The organism is Haloplanus sp. GCM10025708, assembly GCF_042663985.1.
GTDB classification, from domain to species: Archaea; Halobacteriota; Halobacteria; order Halobacteriales; family Haloferacaceae; genus Salinirarus; species Salinirarus marinus.
In genome coordinates, this window is sequence record NZ_JBHSZA010000011.1 from 1,941,902 (window position 1) to 1,959,185 (window position 17,284).

The 17,284-nt window shown below is 68.5% G+C and carries 19 protein-coding genes, 1 tRNA gene and 1 pseudogene; 11 read left to right on the forward strand and 10 right to left on the reverse strand.

Annotation, left to right across the window (positions count from 1 at the left end; all coding sequences use genetic code 11):
• Window positions 1–26: 26 nt before the first annotated feature.
• Both ACFQJD_RS14025 and ACFQJD_RS14030 read right to left on the reverse strand, forming a co-directional pair.
• Entirely contained in the window at window positions 27–362 is a 336-nt protein-coding gene (locus tag ACFQJD_RS14025) for a hypothetical protein (protein WP_379799037.1), read from the reverse strand.
• On the reverse strand, window positions 344–1,231 hold the full coding sequence (locus ACFQJD_RS14030) for a DUF6498-containing protein (RefSeq protein ID WP_379799039.1): 888 nt from the start codon (window positions 1,229–1,231) through the stop codon (window positions 344–346). The genes ACFQJD_RS14025 and ACFQJD_RS14030 overlap by 19 nt, the downstream gene beginning before the upstream one ends.
• An 88-nt stretch (window positions 1,232–1,319) precedes the next feature.
• On the opposite strand from ACFQJD_RS14030, the gene ACFQJD_RS14035 reads away from it, so the two are divergent.
• The gene (locus ACFQJD_RS14035; RefSeq protein ID WP_379799041.1) at window positions 1,320–1,607 is read left to right on the forward strand and encodes a hypothetical protein; all 288 of its coding nucleotides are present in this window, start codon (window positions 1,320–1,322) and stop codon (window positions 1,605–1,607) included.
• Window positions 1,608–1,635: 28 nt separating this feature from the next.
• On the opposite strand, the gene ACFQJD_RS14040 is transcribed toward ACFQJD_RS14035, so the two are convergent.
• A complete protein-coding gene (locus tag ACFQJD_RS14040; RefSeq protein WP_379799043.1) occupies window positions 1,636–1,890 on the reverse strand; it encodes a hypothetical protein in 255 nt (84 codons plus the stop codon).
• A gap of 337 nt (window positions 1,891–2,227) precedes the next feature.
• On the opposite strand from ACFQJD_RS14040, the gene ACFQJD_RS14045 reads away from it, so the two are divergent.
• Complete coding sequence (locus ACFQJD_RS14045) at window positions 2,228–2,386, forward strand: hypothetical protein (RefSeq protein WP_379799045.1); 159 nt, start codon at window positions 2,228–2,230, stop codon at window positions 2,384–2,386.
• Here ACFQJD_RS14045 and ACFQJD_RS14050 read toward each other — a convergent pair whose 3' ends face one another.
• Window positions 2,387–3,640, reverse strand: a complete 1,254-nt coding sequence (locus ACFQJD_RS14050) for a hypothetical protein (RefSeq protein ID WP_379799046.1) — start codon at window positions 3,638–3,640, stop codon at window positions 2,387–2,389.
• A gap of 119 nt (window positions 3,641–3,759) precedes the next feature.
• On the opposite strand from ACFQJD_RS14050, the gene ACFQJD_RS14055 reads away from it, so the two are divergent.
• A complete protein-coding gene (locus ACFQJD_RS14055) occupies window positions 3,760–4,677 on the forward strand; it encodes a DUF7139 domain-containing protein (protein WP_379799048.1) in 918 nt (305 codons plus the stop codon).
• Between the two features lie 170 nt (window positions 4,678–4,847).
• Entirely contained in the window at window positions 4,848–5,876 is a 1,029-nt protein-coding gene (locus ACFQJD_RS14060; RefSeq protein WP_379799050.1) for a hypothetical protein, read from the forward strand.
• On the opposite strand, the gene ACFQJD_RS14065 is transcribed toward ACFQJD_RS14060, so the two are convergent.
• Window positions 5,852–6,274 carry a hypothetical protein gene (locus ACFQJD_RS14065; RefSeq protein WP_379799052.1) on the reverse strand — a complete coding sequence of 141 codons (423 nt, stop codon included), beginning with the start codon at window positions 6,272–6,274 and terminating at the stop codon, window positions 5,852–5,854. The two genes, ACFQJD_RS14060 and ACFQJD_RS14065, sit on opposite strands and share 25 nt — an antisense overlap.
• Before the next feature lie 243 nt (window positions 6,275–6,517).
• Here ACFQJD_RS14065 and ACFQJD_RS14070 point away from each other — a divergent pair, with 243 nt between their 5' ends.
• From ACFQJD_RS14070 to ACFQJD_RS14090, 5 genes are all read left to right on the forward strand, one after another.
• Complete coding sequence (locus tag ACFQJD_RS14070; RefSeq protein ID WP_379799054.1) at window positions 6,518–7,501, forward strand: alpha/beta fold hydrolase; 984 nt, start codon at window positions 6,518–6,520, stop codon at window positions 7,499–7,501.
• Window positions 7,489–7,839: a hypothetical protein gene (locus ACFQJD_RS14075; protein WP_379799057.1), complete on the forward strand. Its 351-nt coding sequence runs from the start codon at window positions 7,489–7,491 to the stop codon at window positions 7,837–7,839. Before ACFQJD_RS14070 ends, ACFQJD_RS14075 begins: the two co-directional genes overlap by 13 nt.
• 172 nt (window positions 7,840–8,011) lie before the next feature.
• The gene (locus ACFQJD_RS14080) at window positions 8,012–9,502 is read left to right on the forward strand and encodes a hypothetical protein (protein WP_379799059.1); all 1,491 of its coding nucleotides are present in this window, start codon (window positions 8,012–8,014) and stop codon (window positions 9,500–9,502) included.
• Window positions 9,472–10,755 carry a hypothetical protein gene (locus ACFQJD_RS14085; RefSeq protein WP_379799060.1) on the forward strand — a complete coding sequence of 428 codons (1,284 nt, stop codon included), beginning with the start codon at window positions 9,472–9,474 and terminating at the stop codon, window positions 10,753–10,755. Before ACFQJD_RS14080 ends, ACFQJD_RS14085 begins: the two co-directional genes overlap by 31 nt.
• Window positions 10,756–10,962: 207 nt before the next feature.
• Complete coding sequence (locus tag ACFQJD_RS14090) at window positions 10,963–11,007, forward strand: hypothetical protein (RefSeq protein WP_379800529.1); 45 nt, start codon at window positions 10,963–10,965, stop codon at window positions 11,005–11,007.
• Window positions 11,008–11,260: 253 nt separating this feature from the next.
• Here the strand turns inward: ACFQJD_RS14090 and ACFQJD_RS14095 are convergent.
• A pseudogene (locus ACFQJD_RS14095) lies at window positions 11,261–11,746 on the reverse strand (HAD family hydrolase); the annotation flags it as partial.
• Window positions 11,747–12,660: 914 nt separating this feature from the next.
• Between ACFQJD_RS14095 and csg the strand changes: the two are divergent.
• Complete coding sequence (gene csg, locus ACFQJD_RS14100) at window positions 12,661–15,018, forward strand: HVO_2072 family ArtA-dependent S-layer glycoprotein (RefSeq protein ID WP_379800531.1); 2,358 nt, start codon at window positions 12,661–12,663, stop codon at window positions 15,016–15,018.
• 235 nt (window positions 15,019–15,253) lie between these two features.
• Here the strand turns inward: csg and ACFQJD_RS14105 are convergent, their stop codons facing one another.
• The gene (locus ACFQJD_RS14105; RefSeq protein ID WP_379799062.1) at window positions 15,254–15,400 is read right to left on the reverse strand and encodes a hypothetical protein; all 147 of its coding nucleotides are present in this window, start codon (window positions 15,398–15,400) and stop codon (window positions 15,254–15,256) included.
• Window positions 15,401–15,407: 7 nt separating this feature from the next.
• Between ACFQJD_RS14105 and ACFQJD_RS14110 the strand changes: the two genes are divergently transcribed.
• Window positions 15,408–15,869, forward strand: a complete 462-nt coding sequence (locus ACFQJD_RS14110) for a DUF4352 domain-containing protein (protein ID WP_379799064.1) — start codon at window positions 15,408–15,410, stop codon at window positions 15,867–15,869.
• A 211-nt stretch (window positions 15,870–16,080) separates the two neighbouring features.
• On the opposite strand, the gene ACFQJD_RS14115 is transcribed toward ACFQJD_RS14110, so the two are convergent.
• The 3 genes from ACFQJD_RS14115 to ACFQJD_RS14125 form a co-directional block, all read right to left on the reverse strand.
• Window positions 16,081–16,153, reverse strand: a tRNA-Pro gene (locus ACFQJD_RS14115).
• Window positions 16,154–16,213: 60 nt separating this feature from the next.
• Window positions 16,214–16,810 (reverse strand): tRNA (pseudouridine(54)-N(1))-methyltransferase TrmY, encoded by a 597-nt coding sequence (gene trmY, locus ACFQJD_RS14120; protein WP_379799066.1) that lies wholly within the window; start codon window positions 16,808–16,810, stop codon window positions 16,214–16,216.
• 30 nt (window positions 16,811–16,840) lie between these two features.
• The gene (locus ACFQJD_RS14125; RefSeq protein WP_379799068.1) at window positions 16,841–17,275 is read right to left on the reverse strand and encodes a hypothetical protein; all 435 of its coding nucleotides are present in this window, start codon (window positions 17,273–17,275) and stop codon (window positions 16,841–16,843) included.
• Window positions 17,276–17,284 lie beyond the last annotated feature (9 nt).

Sequence of the window (17,284 nt, forward strand, 5' to 3'; positions counted from 1 at the left end):
ACGGGTGGTTTCGCGAGGGGCGACGTTCACCGGACGCGCCCGTCGATGGTTTCGTAGAGCGCCGCGGAGTCGGCGGGATAGCGGAGACGGACGGCGCTCCGGTCGGCGAGTTCGAGGACAAGCCTCGTCTCCCCGAGCAGTCGGTCCACCGGGCTCCGGCGTCGAGTGACCCCTTCGACGTCGGCGTAGTCGACGGCCCATTGAGGTTCGTCGAGCCACTCGTCGTAGCCCACGACGACCCCGTCGTAGAGGCGATACTCCATGCGACCGTAGCCGACGACGCGGTCGACGACGGTCACGCCGACGGCGACGGCCACCAGCGGCAGGAGGAAACACCCCACGATCAGGGCGGGCGTGCGCACGTCGCCGCCCGCGAGGAGTCCACAGACGAGGACGCCGAAGAGCGCGTAGGCGACGACCAGCCGCGGATACGCGAGTCCGCGGAGCACCCCGGCGAGCGCGACCGCTCGCGACTGGGACCGGGTCTCGAACGTCGGCGCTCCCGTCGGCACGTCGATCGGGTCGAACGAGCGCGACCCGTCGCCGAGAAGCGGTGCGAACGCCCCCTCGATCCGCCTCGACTCGTCCGACCGTGGGCGACGAAAGCGAACGCGAGTCTGACGGCGACGACGGCGGCGACGGCCCATCCCAGTCGCGTCGAGACGGCCGCCGGCCCGACGGCGAGGACGCCCCCGAGGCCGACGACGTAGCCGAGTGGCTCGCGGAGCGAGACGCCCGGGGTGACGTCCTCGTACCGGGATCGGCCCAGATAGCCGGTCCAGAACGCGAGACCCCGCCCGACGAACGCCGTGGCGACGCCGACGACGACCGTGCCGACCACGAGCGCGTCGCCACCGAGCCAGTGACCGCCGTCACCCGCCGTCGAGAACGCGACCCCGTAGCCGAACCAGACGACGGCGAGCGCGCCGGCGGCGAACGCGGCCACCAGATTCCGCGGGTAGACGGCGACCCCAAGCCTGTCGACGCTGACACCGCCGCGCTTGTGCGAGAGTCCGTGGAGCGACGGCGACCAGTCTGACGCCCGCCCGCGTTCGGCGAACAGGGCTTTCACGGCCGCCCAGCAGACGGCGCTCCCCGTCTCCAGCCAGTAGAACAGGAGGACGGCGGCGACGTCCCACGCTCGGACGGTGACGCCGACGAGCGGGATCGAGTTCGCGACGACGAGGACGAGAAGTGCCGGTCGTCGAGGCCGAGGTCCCGAATCCGCCATGTGGCGGCGGTCCGGGACGGAGATACAAGAATCACGGCGGTTCCGACCGAGAGCGAAGGGCTTTCAGCCGGTCGGTCGAAGCGGCGGTATGGTCTCGTGGGCCGACGGACCGGTGTTTCACGCGGGGATGATCGTCGCGTGGGCGTTCGTGACGATCGGTGCGCTCTGGCGGTCCCGCCGGGGCGACTGGCCCCGACGGCGAGCGGCCCTGTTCGTCTCGATGGCCGCGGGCTGGGTCGCCCAGTCCGTCGGCGACGCCGCCTCGCTCGCGGGCGTCGGACCGCCGGTCACCGACTGGCTCGTCGCCGCCTTCTCGCTCGCCTTCGTCGTCGGTCTCGGATACACCGTCGTGCTCTGGCGACGGTCGGAGTCGTGAGCGGGCCGTCGGGAAACGCCGCCCGCCGTCACTCGTGTTCGGGGGTCGGCCCGGGCAGCGCCGGGTTCCGGAACCGACGAACCAGGTAGAGGGCGGCGACGTAGTGGACCAGCGGGTTCAGAAACAGGAGAACGCCGAGGGCGGAAAACGAGACGCCGCCCGTAATCCACAGGCGGACGTTCGGGTCCCAGGGGGTGTCGCTCTCCCGAACGGCGCGTAGCTCCCGGTACAGGGCGTAGTAGAAGGCGGAGCCGAGCAGGAAAATCGGACCGCCGGCCAGCATCCGGAGCGCCCCGGGATCGGCGGGGATCGTCGACTCCCGCGAGAACGGCGAGCGCGTACCATCACCGAGTCCGTTCCATGGTGTCGCCAGACGGAGCGGACGGATAACGGTGTGGGGACGCCGTCCCGGGACGGGCGTCGAACCGGTGCTTACGCGTCGGGGGTTCGTACGGACTGTCCGGCGTCCCCGGCGAGATGGCCCGGCGTCGTCGGATATCCACCGGCAGCGTCGAGATCGGCGGTAGATATTCGGTCCAGGGAGCCGCGATCGCACGGGGTCTCCGTCCCTGATACCACGGTTTATGGTCGCGCCGGTAGTAGCCTGTGATGATCGAGCCATGACGGAGCCGGATCCGAACGACCCGCTCTCGCCGTACTTCCCCTCGGAGACGCCCGATGTTCCCGGGAACGGCCGGACGTGGGTCGCGCTGGCGCTCGCATTGACGCTGCTGCTCGGAGCGGCGTTCGGCGTCCTCTCGCTGTTCGTCACGCTGTGATCAGCGACCGTCGGCCGACCGCCAGCGGACGACGCTGCCGACGCCGACGAGACAGAGCGAGAGCACCGTCGCCAGCAGGTGGAGTTCGGTGAACCAGCGGGGGACGCGGACGGCGGCGCTCAACAGGCGATGGGCCGGGGTCAGAACCGGGAGTCCCGCGTTGCCGGTCGCCGACGCGCCGACGCCGTACCGGACGCCGCCGACGGGTTCGCCGTGCGGGAGGCTGTCGGCCTCGTAGGGCAGGTGTCGGTAGTTCATCGAGTACTCGCGGAAGACGTGGCCCGTCTCGTTCACTTCGAGGACGCGGCTGTTCCGCGTGTCCGTGACGAGCGTGTGGCCGTTCGGGAGCCTGTCGGCGTCCCGCGGCCAGTCGAACGCCTCGCCGCCGGCCCCGGTCAGCGTCCAGGCGGGCCGCCACCGGCCGTCGTCCCCGCGATGGAGTTCCACGACGCGGTGGTTCTCGCTGTCGGCGACGAGGACCGCGCCGTCGCCCAGCCACTGGGGGTTGTGCTGGTGGTTCAGGACGTCCGTGTCGCCGACGCCGTCGCCGTCCCGGTCCTCGTTTATCACCTCGACGACGCCCTCGCCGCGTTCGAGTAGCAGAATCTGATTGGCGTTCCGGACCGAGACCAGATACCGGCCGTCGCCGATGCGGTCGACGTCGTTGATGTGGAGCCAGTCGACCTTCGTCGGGTCGGCGGGCGGGTCGTACCGGGTCGACGCCTCCCACTCCCACGTCACCTCGCCGCCCTCGACGACGACGACGCGTTCGTGTTCCATGTCCGCGACGAGAAAGCCGCCGCCGGGGAGCGGTTCGACGTCGTGGACCTCGCTGGCGACGTGGCTGCGGACGGGGAACGACCACTCGGAGACGACTTCCGGGGAGGGCGAGGGGTCGATGATGCGAAAGCCGGTCCGGGAGCACGGCGACTCGTAGGGACCACACCGCTCGTAGCCGCCGGTCAGGAAGGCCGCGAGGACCGATCCGTTGTCCAGCCGCGTCACGTCGAAGTAGGTGCCGGACGTCGATTCCCGCCACGCGACGCTGTCGTTCTCGACGCGCGCCACGTAGCCGTCGGCGCTGTAGCTACCGACGCCCTGGACGCCGAGGAGGAGCGGAGTGGCGGACTCCCCGGACTGCGCCGGCGCGGTCGACGACGTCGGCGCGAACACGACGCCGCCGACGAGCGTCGCGGCGAGGAGGGCGACGCCCGCGACGAGCAACGCGGTTCCGAGAGCGGGTCTCGTGACCATTCGGTGAAGGGATGCGGGGTTCCGGGCATAAGCCTTCGGAAACGGGGCGTCCCGCGGGCGTCGGACTGGCGTCAGACGCGGGACCAACAGTCATGTGGGATGAGCCTGTACGGACCAGCATGAGTACGGACACGCCCGAGAACGTCCTGTTCGAGTGGTACGAGCGATACATCGGCGACCCCGAGACGGAGACGGACGTCTACCTCGGCTTCGCGCTCTTTTTCGGCGGGATCGGTCTCGGTGCCGTCGGCGTCGCCGTCTTCCTCCTGAGCGCGGTCGTCTCGGATCCGGCGTCGCCGGCGTTCGCCCTCCGCGAGGTGGCCGTCGTCGCCTCCGCGGGCGGTCTCCTCCTCCTGCTGGGCGTCGTCGTCCTCCTGCCGGGCGACCAGCGGATGACCTACGCCGCCGTCGGCGGGCTCGCGATCTGTCTCGTCGCGGTCGCTCTCTTCGTCGCCGTCTATCCGATGCACTGGAACGTCGATCGGGCCGCCGATTACAGCGCGCAGGGCGTCGCGATCTACGCGATCGGGCTGGTCGCCGTCGTCGGAGCGACCGGGGCGTCCCTCGTCGGCCACCAGGTCGAACGCGTCGCCGCCCCCGGCGGGAGCGCCGCCGCGTCCGAGAGCGGCGGGGGCTCCGGATCGGCCGGAACCGGGTCGGCGGGCGGGACGGTCTCCGAGGAGGACGTCCGCCGGGACATCGAGGAGGCGATGTCGGGGACGGACATCTCCTGGGGCGGCGTCGAGAAACGCGAGGGACGGCAGCTCCAGCTCGACACCGAGACGGTCGACGACGTCGACCGGACTGTGCTTGAGAACGCCGAGGCGACGACCACCCGCGCCCAAGGGGACAACGTCGACGCCGCCGTCTCGGGACTGCGCCGGCTCCAGGGCCGGGAGACGGAGACGGCGAGCAGCACGGGCGTGGACGAACAGACGTCCGCGCTGACGGAACTCCGCAAGCAACAGCAGGCGGAGGAAGTCGCCGAGCGAGACGAGGGATTCGTCGACCGCGCGCGCGACCTGTTCTCGCGATAGCTCCCCGACCCGCCGTCCCGATGCCTCGGCCCGACGCGCCGCGGGCGGCCGGTCGCCTCACCCCCGCTCGTCGAATTCCCGCACGTAACGGCGTCTGACGGCCGTCTGACCTGGTAAGCGGTCGGACAGTTGGGAGAACGTTTATGGGGGCTTCCCAGAATTGAACGCGTATGGCCAAAGGCCTCGACGTCGGTACGATGAACATTCTTTCGGCACAGCAAGAGGGGAACGAAACAGTCTTCGTCCAGCAGCGGAACTCGTTCGTCGAGATCGAGTACTCCGACATGGCGGAGCAGATGCTGTCGCGAAGCGACGTCCTGCACATCCGCAAGGACGACAAGGTGTACGTCGTCGGCGACGACGCCCTCAACTTCGCGAACATCTTCAACAAGGAGACGCGGCGGCCGATGCAACACGGCATCCTCTCCAGCGACGAATCCTCGGCCATCCCGATGATCAAACTCATCACGGAACAGGTGGTCGGCCAGCCGAACCGGCCGAACGAGCGACTGTACTATTCGAGTCCGGCCGATCCCATCGACTCCGACCTCTCGACGCTGTACCACGAGAAAACCCTGGAGTCGATGCTGGGCGACATGGGGTACGACCCCGAACCGATCAACGAGGGGATGGCGGTCATCTACTCCGAACTCGCCGACCACAACTTCACGGGCCTCGGCGTCTCCTTCGGTGCCGGCATGACCAACGTCTGTCTCTCCTACTACGCGGTGCCGGTGATGAAGTTCTCCATCGCCCGCGGTGGCGACTGGGTGGACGAGCAGGCCGCGCAGGCGACGGGCACGCCCGTCGACAAGGTGACGAGCATCAAGGAGGACGACTTCGAACTCGACTTCCGCACGGACGTCGGCGGCGTCGAGGGCGCGCTGGCCATCTACTACGAGAACCTGCTCGACTACGTCATCCAGAACATCGCCCGCGAAGTCGACGACGAGGACGTCGAGGAGGGACTCGACGTGCCCGTCGTCGTCACCGGCGGCACCTCCAGTCCGCGCGGCTTCGAGAAACTGTTCGAGGACCACCTCCGCGACGCCTCTATCCCGTTCTCGATCAGCGAGGTCCAGAGCGTCGACGAACCGCTCTACAGCGTCGCCCGCGGTGCGCTGGTGGCCGCCCGCTCCGACGAACAGGAGCAAGAAGAGGAAGCGCGACCCGCTCAGGAACCGTCCGCCGAGGACTGAGACGCCGGCGTCCCCGTCGATTCGTCGGAGTCCGCCGGCTCGTCGTCCGCGCCGTCGTCGGCCGTCGTCGCTCGTTTTTCGTCCGTGTCGCCCGTTCGGTCGTCGCTCGGTCGCTCGTCGTCCGCAGCGTGTGCGGTGGATTCGTCCGCCTCGTCCGACTCTCCCGCCGCGCTCGACCCGTCCTCGTGTTGGGCGTAGAACCGGCGCAGAGCGTCGTCCCACGACTCGCCGTCGCGGCGTCGCTCGGTGACGTCGTCGCGGGCGACTTCGACGCGCGGGTCGGCGTCCGCGCCGTGCTCGGCGTAGAACCGGCGGAGGGCGTCGTCCCACGACTCGACTTCGACCGGTTCGCCCCCGTGGTCGGCGTCGATGCCGACGTAGCCACAGTCCTCACACACGGACGCCTCTCGCCCCCGAGCGAGTACGTCAGGAGCGTCCCGCCACACTGCGGACAGGCCATGTGTCGGGCTTGCGTTGCAACCTATTCAGCCTTCGCCCCGCTCGCAAACCCGGCCTGACGCCCGTCGCCGCCGTTCGGCGGCGCGCGGTTCGAGCGACAACCTTTGTACATCTCCGGGTCGAACCCCGGATCGTATGGCCTCGGAGGCATCCGGCACGTCCGCGGACGACCCCGTGGACAAGTGGGCGCGACGCGCGGCGCGGCTCGTCGAGCAGTTGCCGCGACTGGCGTCGGTCGACGTCGGCGTCACCGAGAGCCACACCGTCTACTCGGAGAACAAACTCGACCTGCGGCGCTACGGCGGCGAGGGCAGGCCGCTCGTTCTCGTCTACGCCCTCGTGAACCGTCCGGACGTCCTCGATCTCTCGCCGGCGCGGAGCGTCGTGCGCACCCTGCGCACCGAATCCGACGTCTACCTCGTCGACTGGGGCGACCCCTCCCCCTCGACGGATCGCTCTCGCTGTCGGATTACGTCACCCGCTATCTCGACAACTGCGTCGACGCCGTCCGGGACCGGACCGGAGCGAGCCAGGTGGATCTGCTCGGCTACTGTATGGGCGGGACGATGGCGACGATGTACGCCGCCCTCGAACCCGAGAAGGTGCGTCGCCTCGGACAGTTGGCGGCCCCGCTCGCGTTCGACGGGGCCGGCGGCGTCCTCGAACGGTGGGCGACGGGTGTGGACCCGCGGGCGCTCGCGGACGACCGAGGGCTCGTCCCGGCCGACACGCTCGACGCCTGCTTCAGGCTCGTCGACCCCGTCGAGAACTACGTCGCGACCTACCGCCGCCTGCTCGAAAACGTCGACGACGACGCCTTCGTCGAGCGGTTCGGCCGGGTCGAACAGTGGCTCAGAGACGGCGTCGACGTGCCCGCGGCCGTCTTCGCCGAGTTCGTCGAGGCGTGTTACCGGCGCGACGCGCTCCGGACCGGGGCCCTCACGCTCGACGGTCGGCGGATCGACCCGTCGAGGCTGACGATGCCCGTCGCCCAGATAGTCGGCGCTCGCGACACGCTCGTCCCGCCGGCGGCGACGCGGGAGTTCGCGGACGTCGTCCCCGGGCCGGTGACGCCGTTCGAGGCCGACGTCGGTCACGTCGGACTCGCCGTCTCCGCAGACGCACACGACGATCTCTGGCCCCGCGTCGCCGCGTGGTACGACTAACCGACGACTTCGGCGGCGCGTCGAGGCCGCGCGCGCCTCTCGACGGCCGGACGGCCGACGAGGCGGCGGCCCGGTCGCCGTGGGAAACGCACACAAACCTCCGGCACGTATTTCCGCCGATGGCCTTCGAAATCGGCTTCCTCGTGGGGTCGCTCCTGTTGCTCGGGGTGGTGCTGTATTTCACGCGCATCAGGAACCCGGTCGTGCCGGGTGTGCAGGGGACGCGCCACCTCGCCCGGGGCCGGAGACGGAGACGTGCGACCTCTGTGAACGAGAGCGCGTCTGCGAGACAGTGGGTGACCTCACCGTCTGTGCCGAGTGCAACGACGACCTGTTGACCTGAGGCGTCGGCCGTCGCCCCCGTCGGCGGACGGGTGGCCCGCCGAGTCGCGACTGCGGTCCCTTCTCCGAATCGACGGTTCGCGCCGTTCGGAACCCGCGTGATTAACTATCCGAGCGCCGGCTTCGACACGTAACGAGTAAGACAACCTGATCTTCAATAACACAACTATGATCCAGTTATCAGGCGAACGCCGGGCGGCGATGCTGGCCGTTCTGGTGGTTCTCTCGGCCGTCGCGTTCTCGGCGACCGCCGCCGCGGCCCCCGAAACCGAATCGTCGCTGACGGTCGATCCGACGGCCGTCGCGTCCAACAGCACGAACTCGCACAGTTTCGCGGTGAACGTCACGACGACGGTGGACGGCGCGAACGACCGACTCGAAATCACGTTCCCCGACGCGTTCGCTCTCTCCGGTCCGTCCGCCACGCTGACGACGAACGACAGCGCGAACCTCTCGAAAGGGACGGTCCAGGTCGTCGATCGCACCGGCGACAGCGCCGCCGAGACGCTCGAAGTCGTCGTCGTCGACTCGGGGGCCGGCGGCGCGAGCGCGTCCGTCAACCTCACCGGATCGGTGTCGGCGGCGGCTCCGACGGGCGAGTTCTCGGGGACCGTCCGGAGCGGCTACGACGTGGGCGACGACGGCAGCGCGACGACCGATCTCGACGCCGGGTCGCGCTCACTCTCGACGTACACCTACGCGCCGTCGTACGACACGGCCGCGAGTTCGGGCACGGTCTACCCCGGGGCGACCGTCTATCTCGGACAGGGCGACGTCACGTTCGGCGGGGGTCTCGGGACGCGCCTGCTCGGCGTCGCCGGCGACGCGGACGGGCGGGTCCTGCAGTCGCCGATCCTGCGGGACCAGCCGGTCGGTCGCTACTCCAGCGACGGGTCGGCGAGCGCACGGTCCGTGACGGTCGACACGCCGCGCATCACGACCTTCCGGGTCGAGAACGCCAACGCGGAGGACGTCTCCGGGGGTGCCGTCAGCGCGGGCAGCGCCGGGCAGTTGCGCGTCGTCGTCGACTACAACTTCGCGAACGCCGAGGACGTCGAACTCACTGTCGAGGATCCGAGCAGGCTCGACGTCACCGACGACGTACTCACCGGCCCCGCGACGTTCAACGGCGCGCACAGCGTCGGCCTCGACCTGAGCGACGGGAAGGTCGGCTTCTACACGATCTCGGTCGAGGGCTCGGACGACCTGGATTTCGGCGAGGCCAACCGATCGACGTCGATCGGATTCCTCCCGGACCGGTCGCCGTCCATCCACGTCGACACTGACACCGCCGTCCAGGGAGCGACGTCGTCTACGACGTCTCCGGGAGCAGCGCCGGGACCTTCCACCTCGTCCGCATCGACGCGAGCGACTTCCGCGAGAACACCTCGCTCGCGGAGCAGGCCAAGATCTTCCGGCACACGGGCGACGTGGTCGAACGCGGCGTCGTCGCCGCCGGGACGGGGCCACACGGGCGGGCCTTCGAGGCCGCGTCGGGGTCGTCGACGGGTCTCGAAGGCGGTGCCGCGCCCGCCGACGTCACCGCCGCGTACGCCGTCGTCGAAGTCGACGACGACACGGGGCTGGCCGTCGGCTCGGTCGAAACCGAATATCTCGACACCGCGTCGGTGGCGCTCGACGTGTCCGACGGCCTCGTGACCGACGAGGCGGTGGACCCGACGCTTCTCGACACCGACGACGCGGGCGAACCCGTCGCCGTCTCTGACGGGTCGGTCGCGGGCTATCTGTTCGACGACGGCGACACGAGCGGGCTACCGGTCGACTACCTCCCGACGCCGGACGCCGATCAGGACCTCGCCTCGACCGACGACCGGAGGTTCGACCGCGACGGAGTCTCGGTCGACGTCACCGAGGGGTCGGTCAGCCTCGACAGCCCGCGGACGTACGCCGTGGGGTCCCGGACCGACCTCACCGGGAACGCGTCGGCCGAGATGGACGCCGTCGCCGTCTACGCCCGCGATCAGGCCGAGTTCGAACTGGTCACCGTCGACGGCCAACGGACGGTCTCCGTCGGCGATAACGGGACGTTCCGCGAGACCGACGTCACGCTCTCGGCGGGGAACGACCTGCTGTCGCTCCCCGGGAGCTACCTGTTCGGCGTCGTCGACGCGGCGGACGCCGACCGCGACGGCGACGGCACCGTCGACGGGACGCTGACGGTCCGCGAGTTCGGGTCGGCGACGTCGACCTCGCGCTCGCTCCGCGTGACGAACGCGACGCTCGACGCCACGTTCACGTCCGTCGTCGACGGGCAGGTCGCCCGGGGCGACGACGGCGTCGGGGTGAACGGCACCGCCACGGCCCCGACGGACGTCGTGTTCGTCGCCGTCGGCTCCACCGGGCACGTCGTCACGGAGGAACTCGCCGTCGACAACGACACGTTCGCGGAAGACGCCGTCTCGCTGCGCGGTCTCGAACGGGGCCGCGTCTGGCTCGCCGTCCTGTCGCTGGGTCGCGACGGCACCGCCGGCACCACCGGCGACGGTCCCTCGGCCGCGGCGAATCGGATCCGGGGGTACGGCGCGAACGCCCAGGGGACGCCGTCGACGATCGATCAGGTCCGCTCGCGCCTCCGGGATTACACGACCGGCGCGGCGGGGAGCGACGACGCGCTCGTCACGGAGACGATCCAGTTGCGGGATCCGCTGACGACGATCGACGCCGTCTACCCCGCCGGGTCGCCCGCGACGGGCGTGAACCCCGTCGCGGCGGGCGAGACGATGGTCGTCACCGGATCGACCAACCGCCAGCCCGACGACGCCACCATCACCGTCGAACTCCGTGACGCGAGCGGGTGGGTGGCGACGACGACCGCCGACGACTGGGGGCAGACGGCCGGTGGTCGGTCGAGATCGACACCGCGGGCGTCGGACCCGGGGCGTACACCGTGACGGCGGACGACGGCGAGGCCACCGACGTCGCGGACGTCGAGCTCGTCGAATCGCGCGCGACCGAGACGACCGTCGCGACCGAGACGGACGCCGCGACCCTCGCCGACGGCGACTCCCACGGCGACGCCGGCGGCGACGTCGACGCCGACGGCGACGCCGTCGCCGACGCGGGGCGACGGCCCCGGATTCGGCACCGTCGCCGCGCTACTGGCGCTCGTCGCCGCCGCGTCGCTCGCGATTCGACGTGATTAGTCACGCGCACGGACGCGACCGCCGGCCGCGGGCCGCGCCGTCGACGACCTACGCCAGTCGGTCCGCGAGGTCGTAGAAGTCCTCGGCGACGACGTCGGGGTCCCGGCCGAGGCGTTCGCGGGGGCGTTCTGCTCGGGACGGGCGAGCCAGCAGGCTCGCATCCCGGCGTGTTTCGCCCCCAGACGTCGCGCATCCCGCCGCCGGAGACGTGCAGGATTCGCTCGATGGGGGTGTCGACCCGGTCGGCGGCGTGGCGGTAGATCGCCGGATCGGGTTTGTACGTCTCGATTTCGTCGGCGCTGATGGTGTCGCTGACGACCCCCTCGACGTCGGCGGCGTCGACGAGGTGGTCGAGCATCTCGGGGTTGCCGTTCGAGAGGACGTACACCTCGTAGCCGGCGTCGACGATGCGGCCGATGCCGTCGGCGACGTCGTCGAAGACGGTGAGTCGCTCCTCGTAGACGTCCCGTCGGATTCGATCGCGCACGTCCGCGGGCACGTCGTAGCCGTTCGCTTCGAGGGCGTACCGCAGCCCCTTCCCGATGAGGTCCCAGAAGGGGCGGTACTCGTCGATGTCGTTGGCGATAATGGAGTACTGGAGATACTGCGCCCGCCACAGCTGCGAGACGCGCTCGCCGTCCGATATCTCCGGGACGCGTTCTTCGAGGACGTCGGCCTGGGACCCGACGTCGACGAGCGTCGTGTACGAATCGACCGTGACCGTGCTGACGGCTTCCATGCCGGCACGGTTGGACCCCGGCGGTAATAAGGATGCGTCGCCGAGTCGACGTCAGGAGCGGCGTGACTACGTCCAGTACGGTGGAGCTGTCAATACGCACGGGGCCGAACGTCTGAACAGGTCTGTACGCGGAGACGAACCGCCTCGGGCGATCGTGATCACGGCCCGACTGACTCCTGTATCCGTCCTCCTCGGCCGTGTGAGCGTCTGACACACGTATGTCGTGAGCAGAAAACATTTAACGGATGGGACATACGGATGGTATGTACCCCTACCCGTGGCAGTGTTGCCGTTAGGCGACCCGCCACAAAGGCCGACACGAAATTGGTCATCCGACCTCGGGACTGTCACGCGAAACACAACAAACTATGACAAGCAAATCAAATCAACTCCGCGCGCTGGTCCTTGCAGCGCTGATGGTGTTCTCCGTATTCGCGGGCACCGTCGCGCTCTCAGGAACTGCCGCGGCGACCATCACCAGCTCCGGTACCACGTCCGCTTCGGACGTAACCGCGGGCGTGAGCGGTCAGACGCAGACTATTACGCTGAACGGTATAGTTGACGATACAACAGGAGACAACGTCACTATTGACTATAGTGGTGTTACTAACGTTTCCATCACGTCGATTGATAGTGCATCCTTCTCAGGGACCACCCTGACAGTCGATAACCAGACGCGAGTGAATTCGGGTCTGGCCAAGGTCGGTATTAATTCGACCGATGCAACCGCATCCGATACTCTAACAGTCACCTTGACGGTAGACGCCTCGAATGCCGTCGTTGGCGAAAACCCGACAGTGGCTATCGGTACGCGTGACGGGAACGATCCCGCAGACCCCAGCTTCACCGCCGTGAGTGGTGGAGGCAACAACGCTCGCGCAGGTAACGCCGCGGGTACGACGTCCTTCGACACGGTGAACGGTGAAGGTTACATCTTCCCGGGTGCGACCATCTACCAGGGTGAGGAAGACATCCAGTTCGCTGGTGCGCTGCATTCGACCCTGACCGGTACCGGTGGTAACGCCGAGAACGTCCCGGTCAGCCCGCCGATTCCGCAGGACCAGGAACTCGGTCGCTACTCGAACGACGGTACGACGGGTGCGCCCGGCGTCACTGTCAACACGCCGCGCCTGACTAACCTCGACGTGCTGAACGAGAACGACGAGGACATCTCCGGTGGGTCCGTCCCGCAAGGTGACGACACCTCCGGCTCCGGTGCCCTCGAAGTTCAGGCGAGCTGGAACTACTACGACGCTGAGGCACTCGAACTGACCGTCGAGAACCCCAACGGACTCAGCGTGACCGACGACGTCCTCGAAGCCCCGAACTCGGCTTCGGTCGTCACCTCCAACAACGGCCAGGCCGCCTGGAACGTTGACCTCTCGGACTCGAACACGGGGACGTTCACCTTCACGGTGGCTGGCTCCGACGACCTCGACTTCGGCTCGGCTTCCCAGTCCACGACCGTGCAGGTCACGGGTGACCAGGACGTCGCCCTCGACCTCGATTCGGACAGTGTGACCCAGGGCGTCGACGTCACGTACACGCTTCGTGGCTCGAGCGCTGGCAACCAGCACGTCATCACCATCGAGAGTGGTGACTTCCGCGACGGCATCAGCCAGCAAGACGCACAGAAGATCTTCCGCAACACCGGCGACGTTGACGCCGTCGGTGTTGTCATGGAGAACGACAACGTCTCCGAGCGTGGCCAGACGCCCAACAGCGCCGAAACCGTCGATTACGCGTACGCGAACGTGACGATCGACGACGGCACGGGCGTCGCTGTCGGTTCGATCGAGACGCAGTACCTCGACACGACCGACGTGGACATCAAAGCCCACACCGCAGGTGGCGGTGACCCGGTCACCGACGTCAGTCTCTCGAACCCCGCGGACGACCCGACTCTGACGGTCGAAGAGGGCGAAGTCTCGCTCGACACCCCGGGTAACACCTACGTTGTCGGTAGCGAGATCGACGTCAACGGGACCGCGTCCGAAGGTATCGACGACGTCGTGCTCTACGTCCGACGTCAGGCCGCATACCAGATCGTCGACCTCGGCGGTCAAGACGCAGACAACCAGGTCGACGACGCGACGATCTCCGTCGACGCTGACAACACGTTCGAGCAGGAAGACGTCGTGCTCTCGAACGGCGACGGCGGCGGTAACAACCTCCTCTCGCTGCCCGGTAGCTACCGCGTCGGCGTGGTCGACGCGACCGACGTGGAAGCGACGGGCCCCAACGAGGCAGGCAACACGGGCATCGCAGCGTCCGTGAGCGTCTCGGACTTCAACACGGCAACGAGCTCGCAGAAGTCCATCCGCGTGACCGACACTGAACTGTCGGCGACCCTTCAGACGGTCGGCGGCCAGGTCTCGACCGACGACACCATGATCGGCGTCAACGGGACGTCGCTCGGTGCGGACAACGTCCGACTCGTGTTCATCGACGAACGCGGTAACACGGACTTCAAGACCGTCTCGGTCGACGACGACAACACGTTCTCCGACGACGAACTGTCCTTCACCGGTCTCGCAGAAGGCCAGGTCAGCGTCCACGTGATGACGCCCGGTCGCGACGGTGAATTCGGTGACGGCAGCTTCCCGGTCGGCGGTGACTTCGAAGGCTTCGTCGGTGCTGCTGGTGGCCAAGGTTCGACGGGCGACCAGGTGCGTGCGCGCCTGCTCGACCAGACGACCGAGGAAACCGCAAGCGACGACCGAATGGTCACCTCGCGATTCCGCCTCGCGGACTCGCAGTCGACCATCCAGAGCGTCTACCCCGAAGGCGCTGAGGCCTCGGGTGTCAACCCGATCGCTATCGACGACACGATGGTCGTCGAAGGCCAGACGAACCTGCGCCCGGACGACAACTCGATCACCACGGAACTCCTGAACCAGAACGGTGACTCCATGGCTGTCACGACCACCGACGAGTGGTCCTACGACGGCACGTGGAGCATCTCCATGGAGCTCCAGGGTGACATCTCGGCAGGCACGTACGACCTCGAAGCCGACGACGGCTACAACTCGGACATCGTGGAAGTCGAGATCGTCGAAGAGCGCATGACGCCGACGCCGACGCCGACGGAGACGCCGACGCCGACGGCCACGCCGACGGCCACGCCGACGGCCACGCCGACGCCGACGGCCACGCCGACGGCCACTCCGACGCCGACGCCCACCTCGGGTGACGGCCCCGGCTTCGGTGCGCTCGTCGCTGTCGTCGCGCTCATCGCGGCTGCGCTGCTGGCAGTCCGCCGCGACAACTAACGACGACTGACCGCCGGTAGCGGTCACTCGCGATTGCGGCTTTTTTATCGACGCTACTCCCGCAGTGGCGACGCCCTCGACGCGAGAGCGGACGCCCGTGGAGAGACGTGATCGAAGCCCGTCGAACTCGCGGACGGCGCGAGAACGTACTGTGCCACCGACAGTTTGATGGCCGGGACTACGAAACGATACCCCCATGGAGCGCCGAAGGATGCTAGCTGCGTGTGGCAGCGTACTAACAGGTATTCTCGCGGGATGTAGCGGGGGTCGGGGGAGACACGGCGACGCCGACGGCGACGTCGACGGCGACGCCCACCGACACGCCGACGCCCACGGCGACGGCCACGGCCACACCGACGGCCACGGCCACGCCGACGTCCACGGCGTCGATGCACGAACTCGACGAGTCGTTCACCGTAGGGGAAGGGGACAACGCCATCGGATACCGTATCCACAATTTCTACCGCGCCGACCGCATCGGCAACTCGGCGTCGTACGCCGAGGCCGACGGGACGTTCCTCGTGGTGGTACTGACGCTCTCGAACCCACAGGACCAGAGCATCACCCTTCCATCGAACAGCATCAGGGCCAACAGCGAGAACCCGTTCCAGTACCTCGACGACGAAGCCTCGTCGAAGCTGTCGAGCGACGACCGCATCGACGCGTCGTCGCTCGCGAACACGACGGTCCTCTCGGGGGCGTCGAAGATGGGAGCGATCGTCTTCGACGTCCCCGCGAGTGGCACGTATCGGATCGAAATCATGCCGGCCGGCGCGGACGAACCCGTCCACGTCGTCGAAGTCGGACCGATTTCGGACGTCGAGAAGTTGCAGTCTACGGTCGTCGGATAGGCCGCCCACGGGTCGCCGCCCGGGAGTTCGGTCGCTCGCGGGGGCGTTGCGGCCATCCGAAGCTCTCGGCGTAAAATGCGGGAGAAGTGGGCCGGCACGAATTCGTATCTCCGTGGAGCAAAGCTCCACGGGCTCCCGCTCGCTTCGCTCGCGGGAACGCGGTTACGGTCACCCGAAGGTTGCCACTAACCGTATCGAATTGCGGGAGAAGTGGGCCGGCGCGAATTCGAATCGCGGTTACGGCCACCCGAAGGCCGAAGGATACCAAGCTACCCCACCGGCCCGCACGTCGAAATGACGTCCCAACCGCGTTTAACAGTTGTGATTGCCACCCGTTCGGGGGCTCAGTACCGCGAGAAGGCGTCGGTGTCGAGGTAGTTGTGTGCGACCGTGATCGCGTGGTCGGCGTGGAGTCGCTCCGGGCCGAGGCGCACGCGTTCGTCCGCCGCGTCGTCGAGGAGCGACGCCTCCTCGTCGGTGAAATCGCGGTGATCCGAGAGGACGAACGCGGGGTCGGCCGGCGGCGACACGTCGACGACGGGGTCGCCGTCCTCGTGGAGGTGGACGACCGACGACTCCCGGGCCACCGTCGAGAGCGTCGCCTCGAAGCCCGTCCGCCGGAGGGAGACGCCCGGACTCGTCTCGACCGGCACGTGGCCGACGGCTTCCTCGCGCTCGTCGAGCGCGCCGCGGATCAGCGCCGCCGTGCTCCGTTCGTCGGGGTTGAGTCGTCGCAGGTCGCCCCCGTCGAAGATGACCGTGAACTCGTCGCCGAGGACGAGGTGGGCGCGCACGTCCTCTCGGATGGCGTGCGAGAGGAAGAACGCGGAGTTGACACAGCGACAGAGGACGTCGAGGCGACCGGCCCCGCCCGCGAGGTCGGACAAAGAGAAGTCGGGCGTCGTGGGCGCGTCGTGTCCGATGACGATGAACTGGCGCATACGCGTCCTCGGCGGTCCGGCCTGAAGGATCTATCCGTCGACGTGGACGGTCGCTTCGGCGGCCAGCGACCGGTCGCGGTCGGTCACCCACGCCCGGAGGACGTGGTCGCCGGGCGCGACGGCGTCCCACTCGCGCCGCCCGGTTCGGATGCGCTGGTGCCACTCGCGGGCGAACGCCTTGCGCTCCCGCGGGGCGAACTCGAACCGGGAGGAGTCGTCGGGCAGGGGGTCGGCGACGCGCGAACCGCGGTCGATGCCGTCGACCGACCAGGACCACGGCACCGGCGACTCGACTCGGAGGACGACCGGCACGGGGAGGCGGTTGCGAAAGACGACGCGGAAGCCGACAGGGTCGCCCGCGGGGTACACGTCGCGGTCGGGTTCGAGGTGCATCTCGACCGCCCGTCGCCGCACGGCCGTCGGCAGGAGGGCGTGACTCAGGTTCGTCCAGTCGACGACGCCCATCAGTCGCCT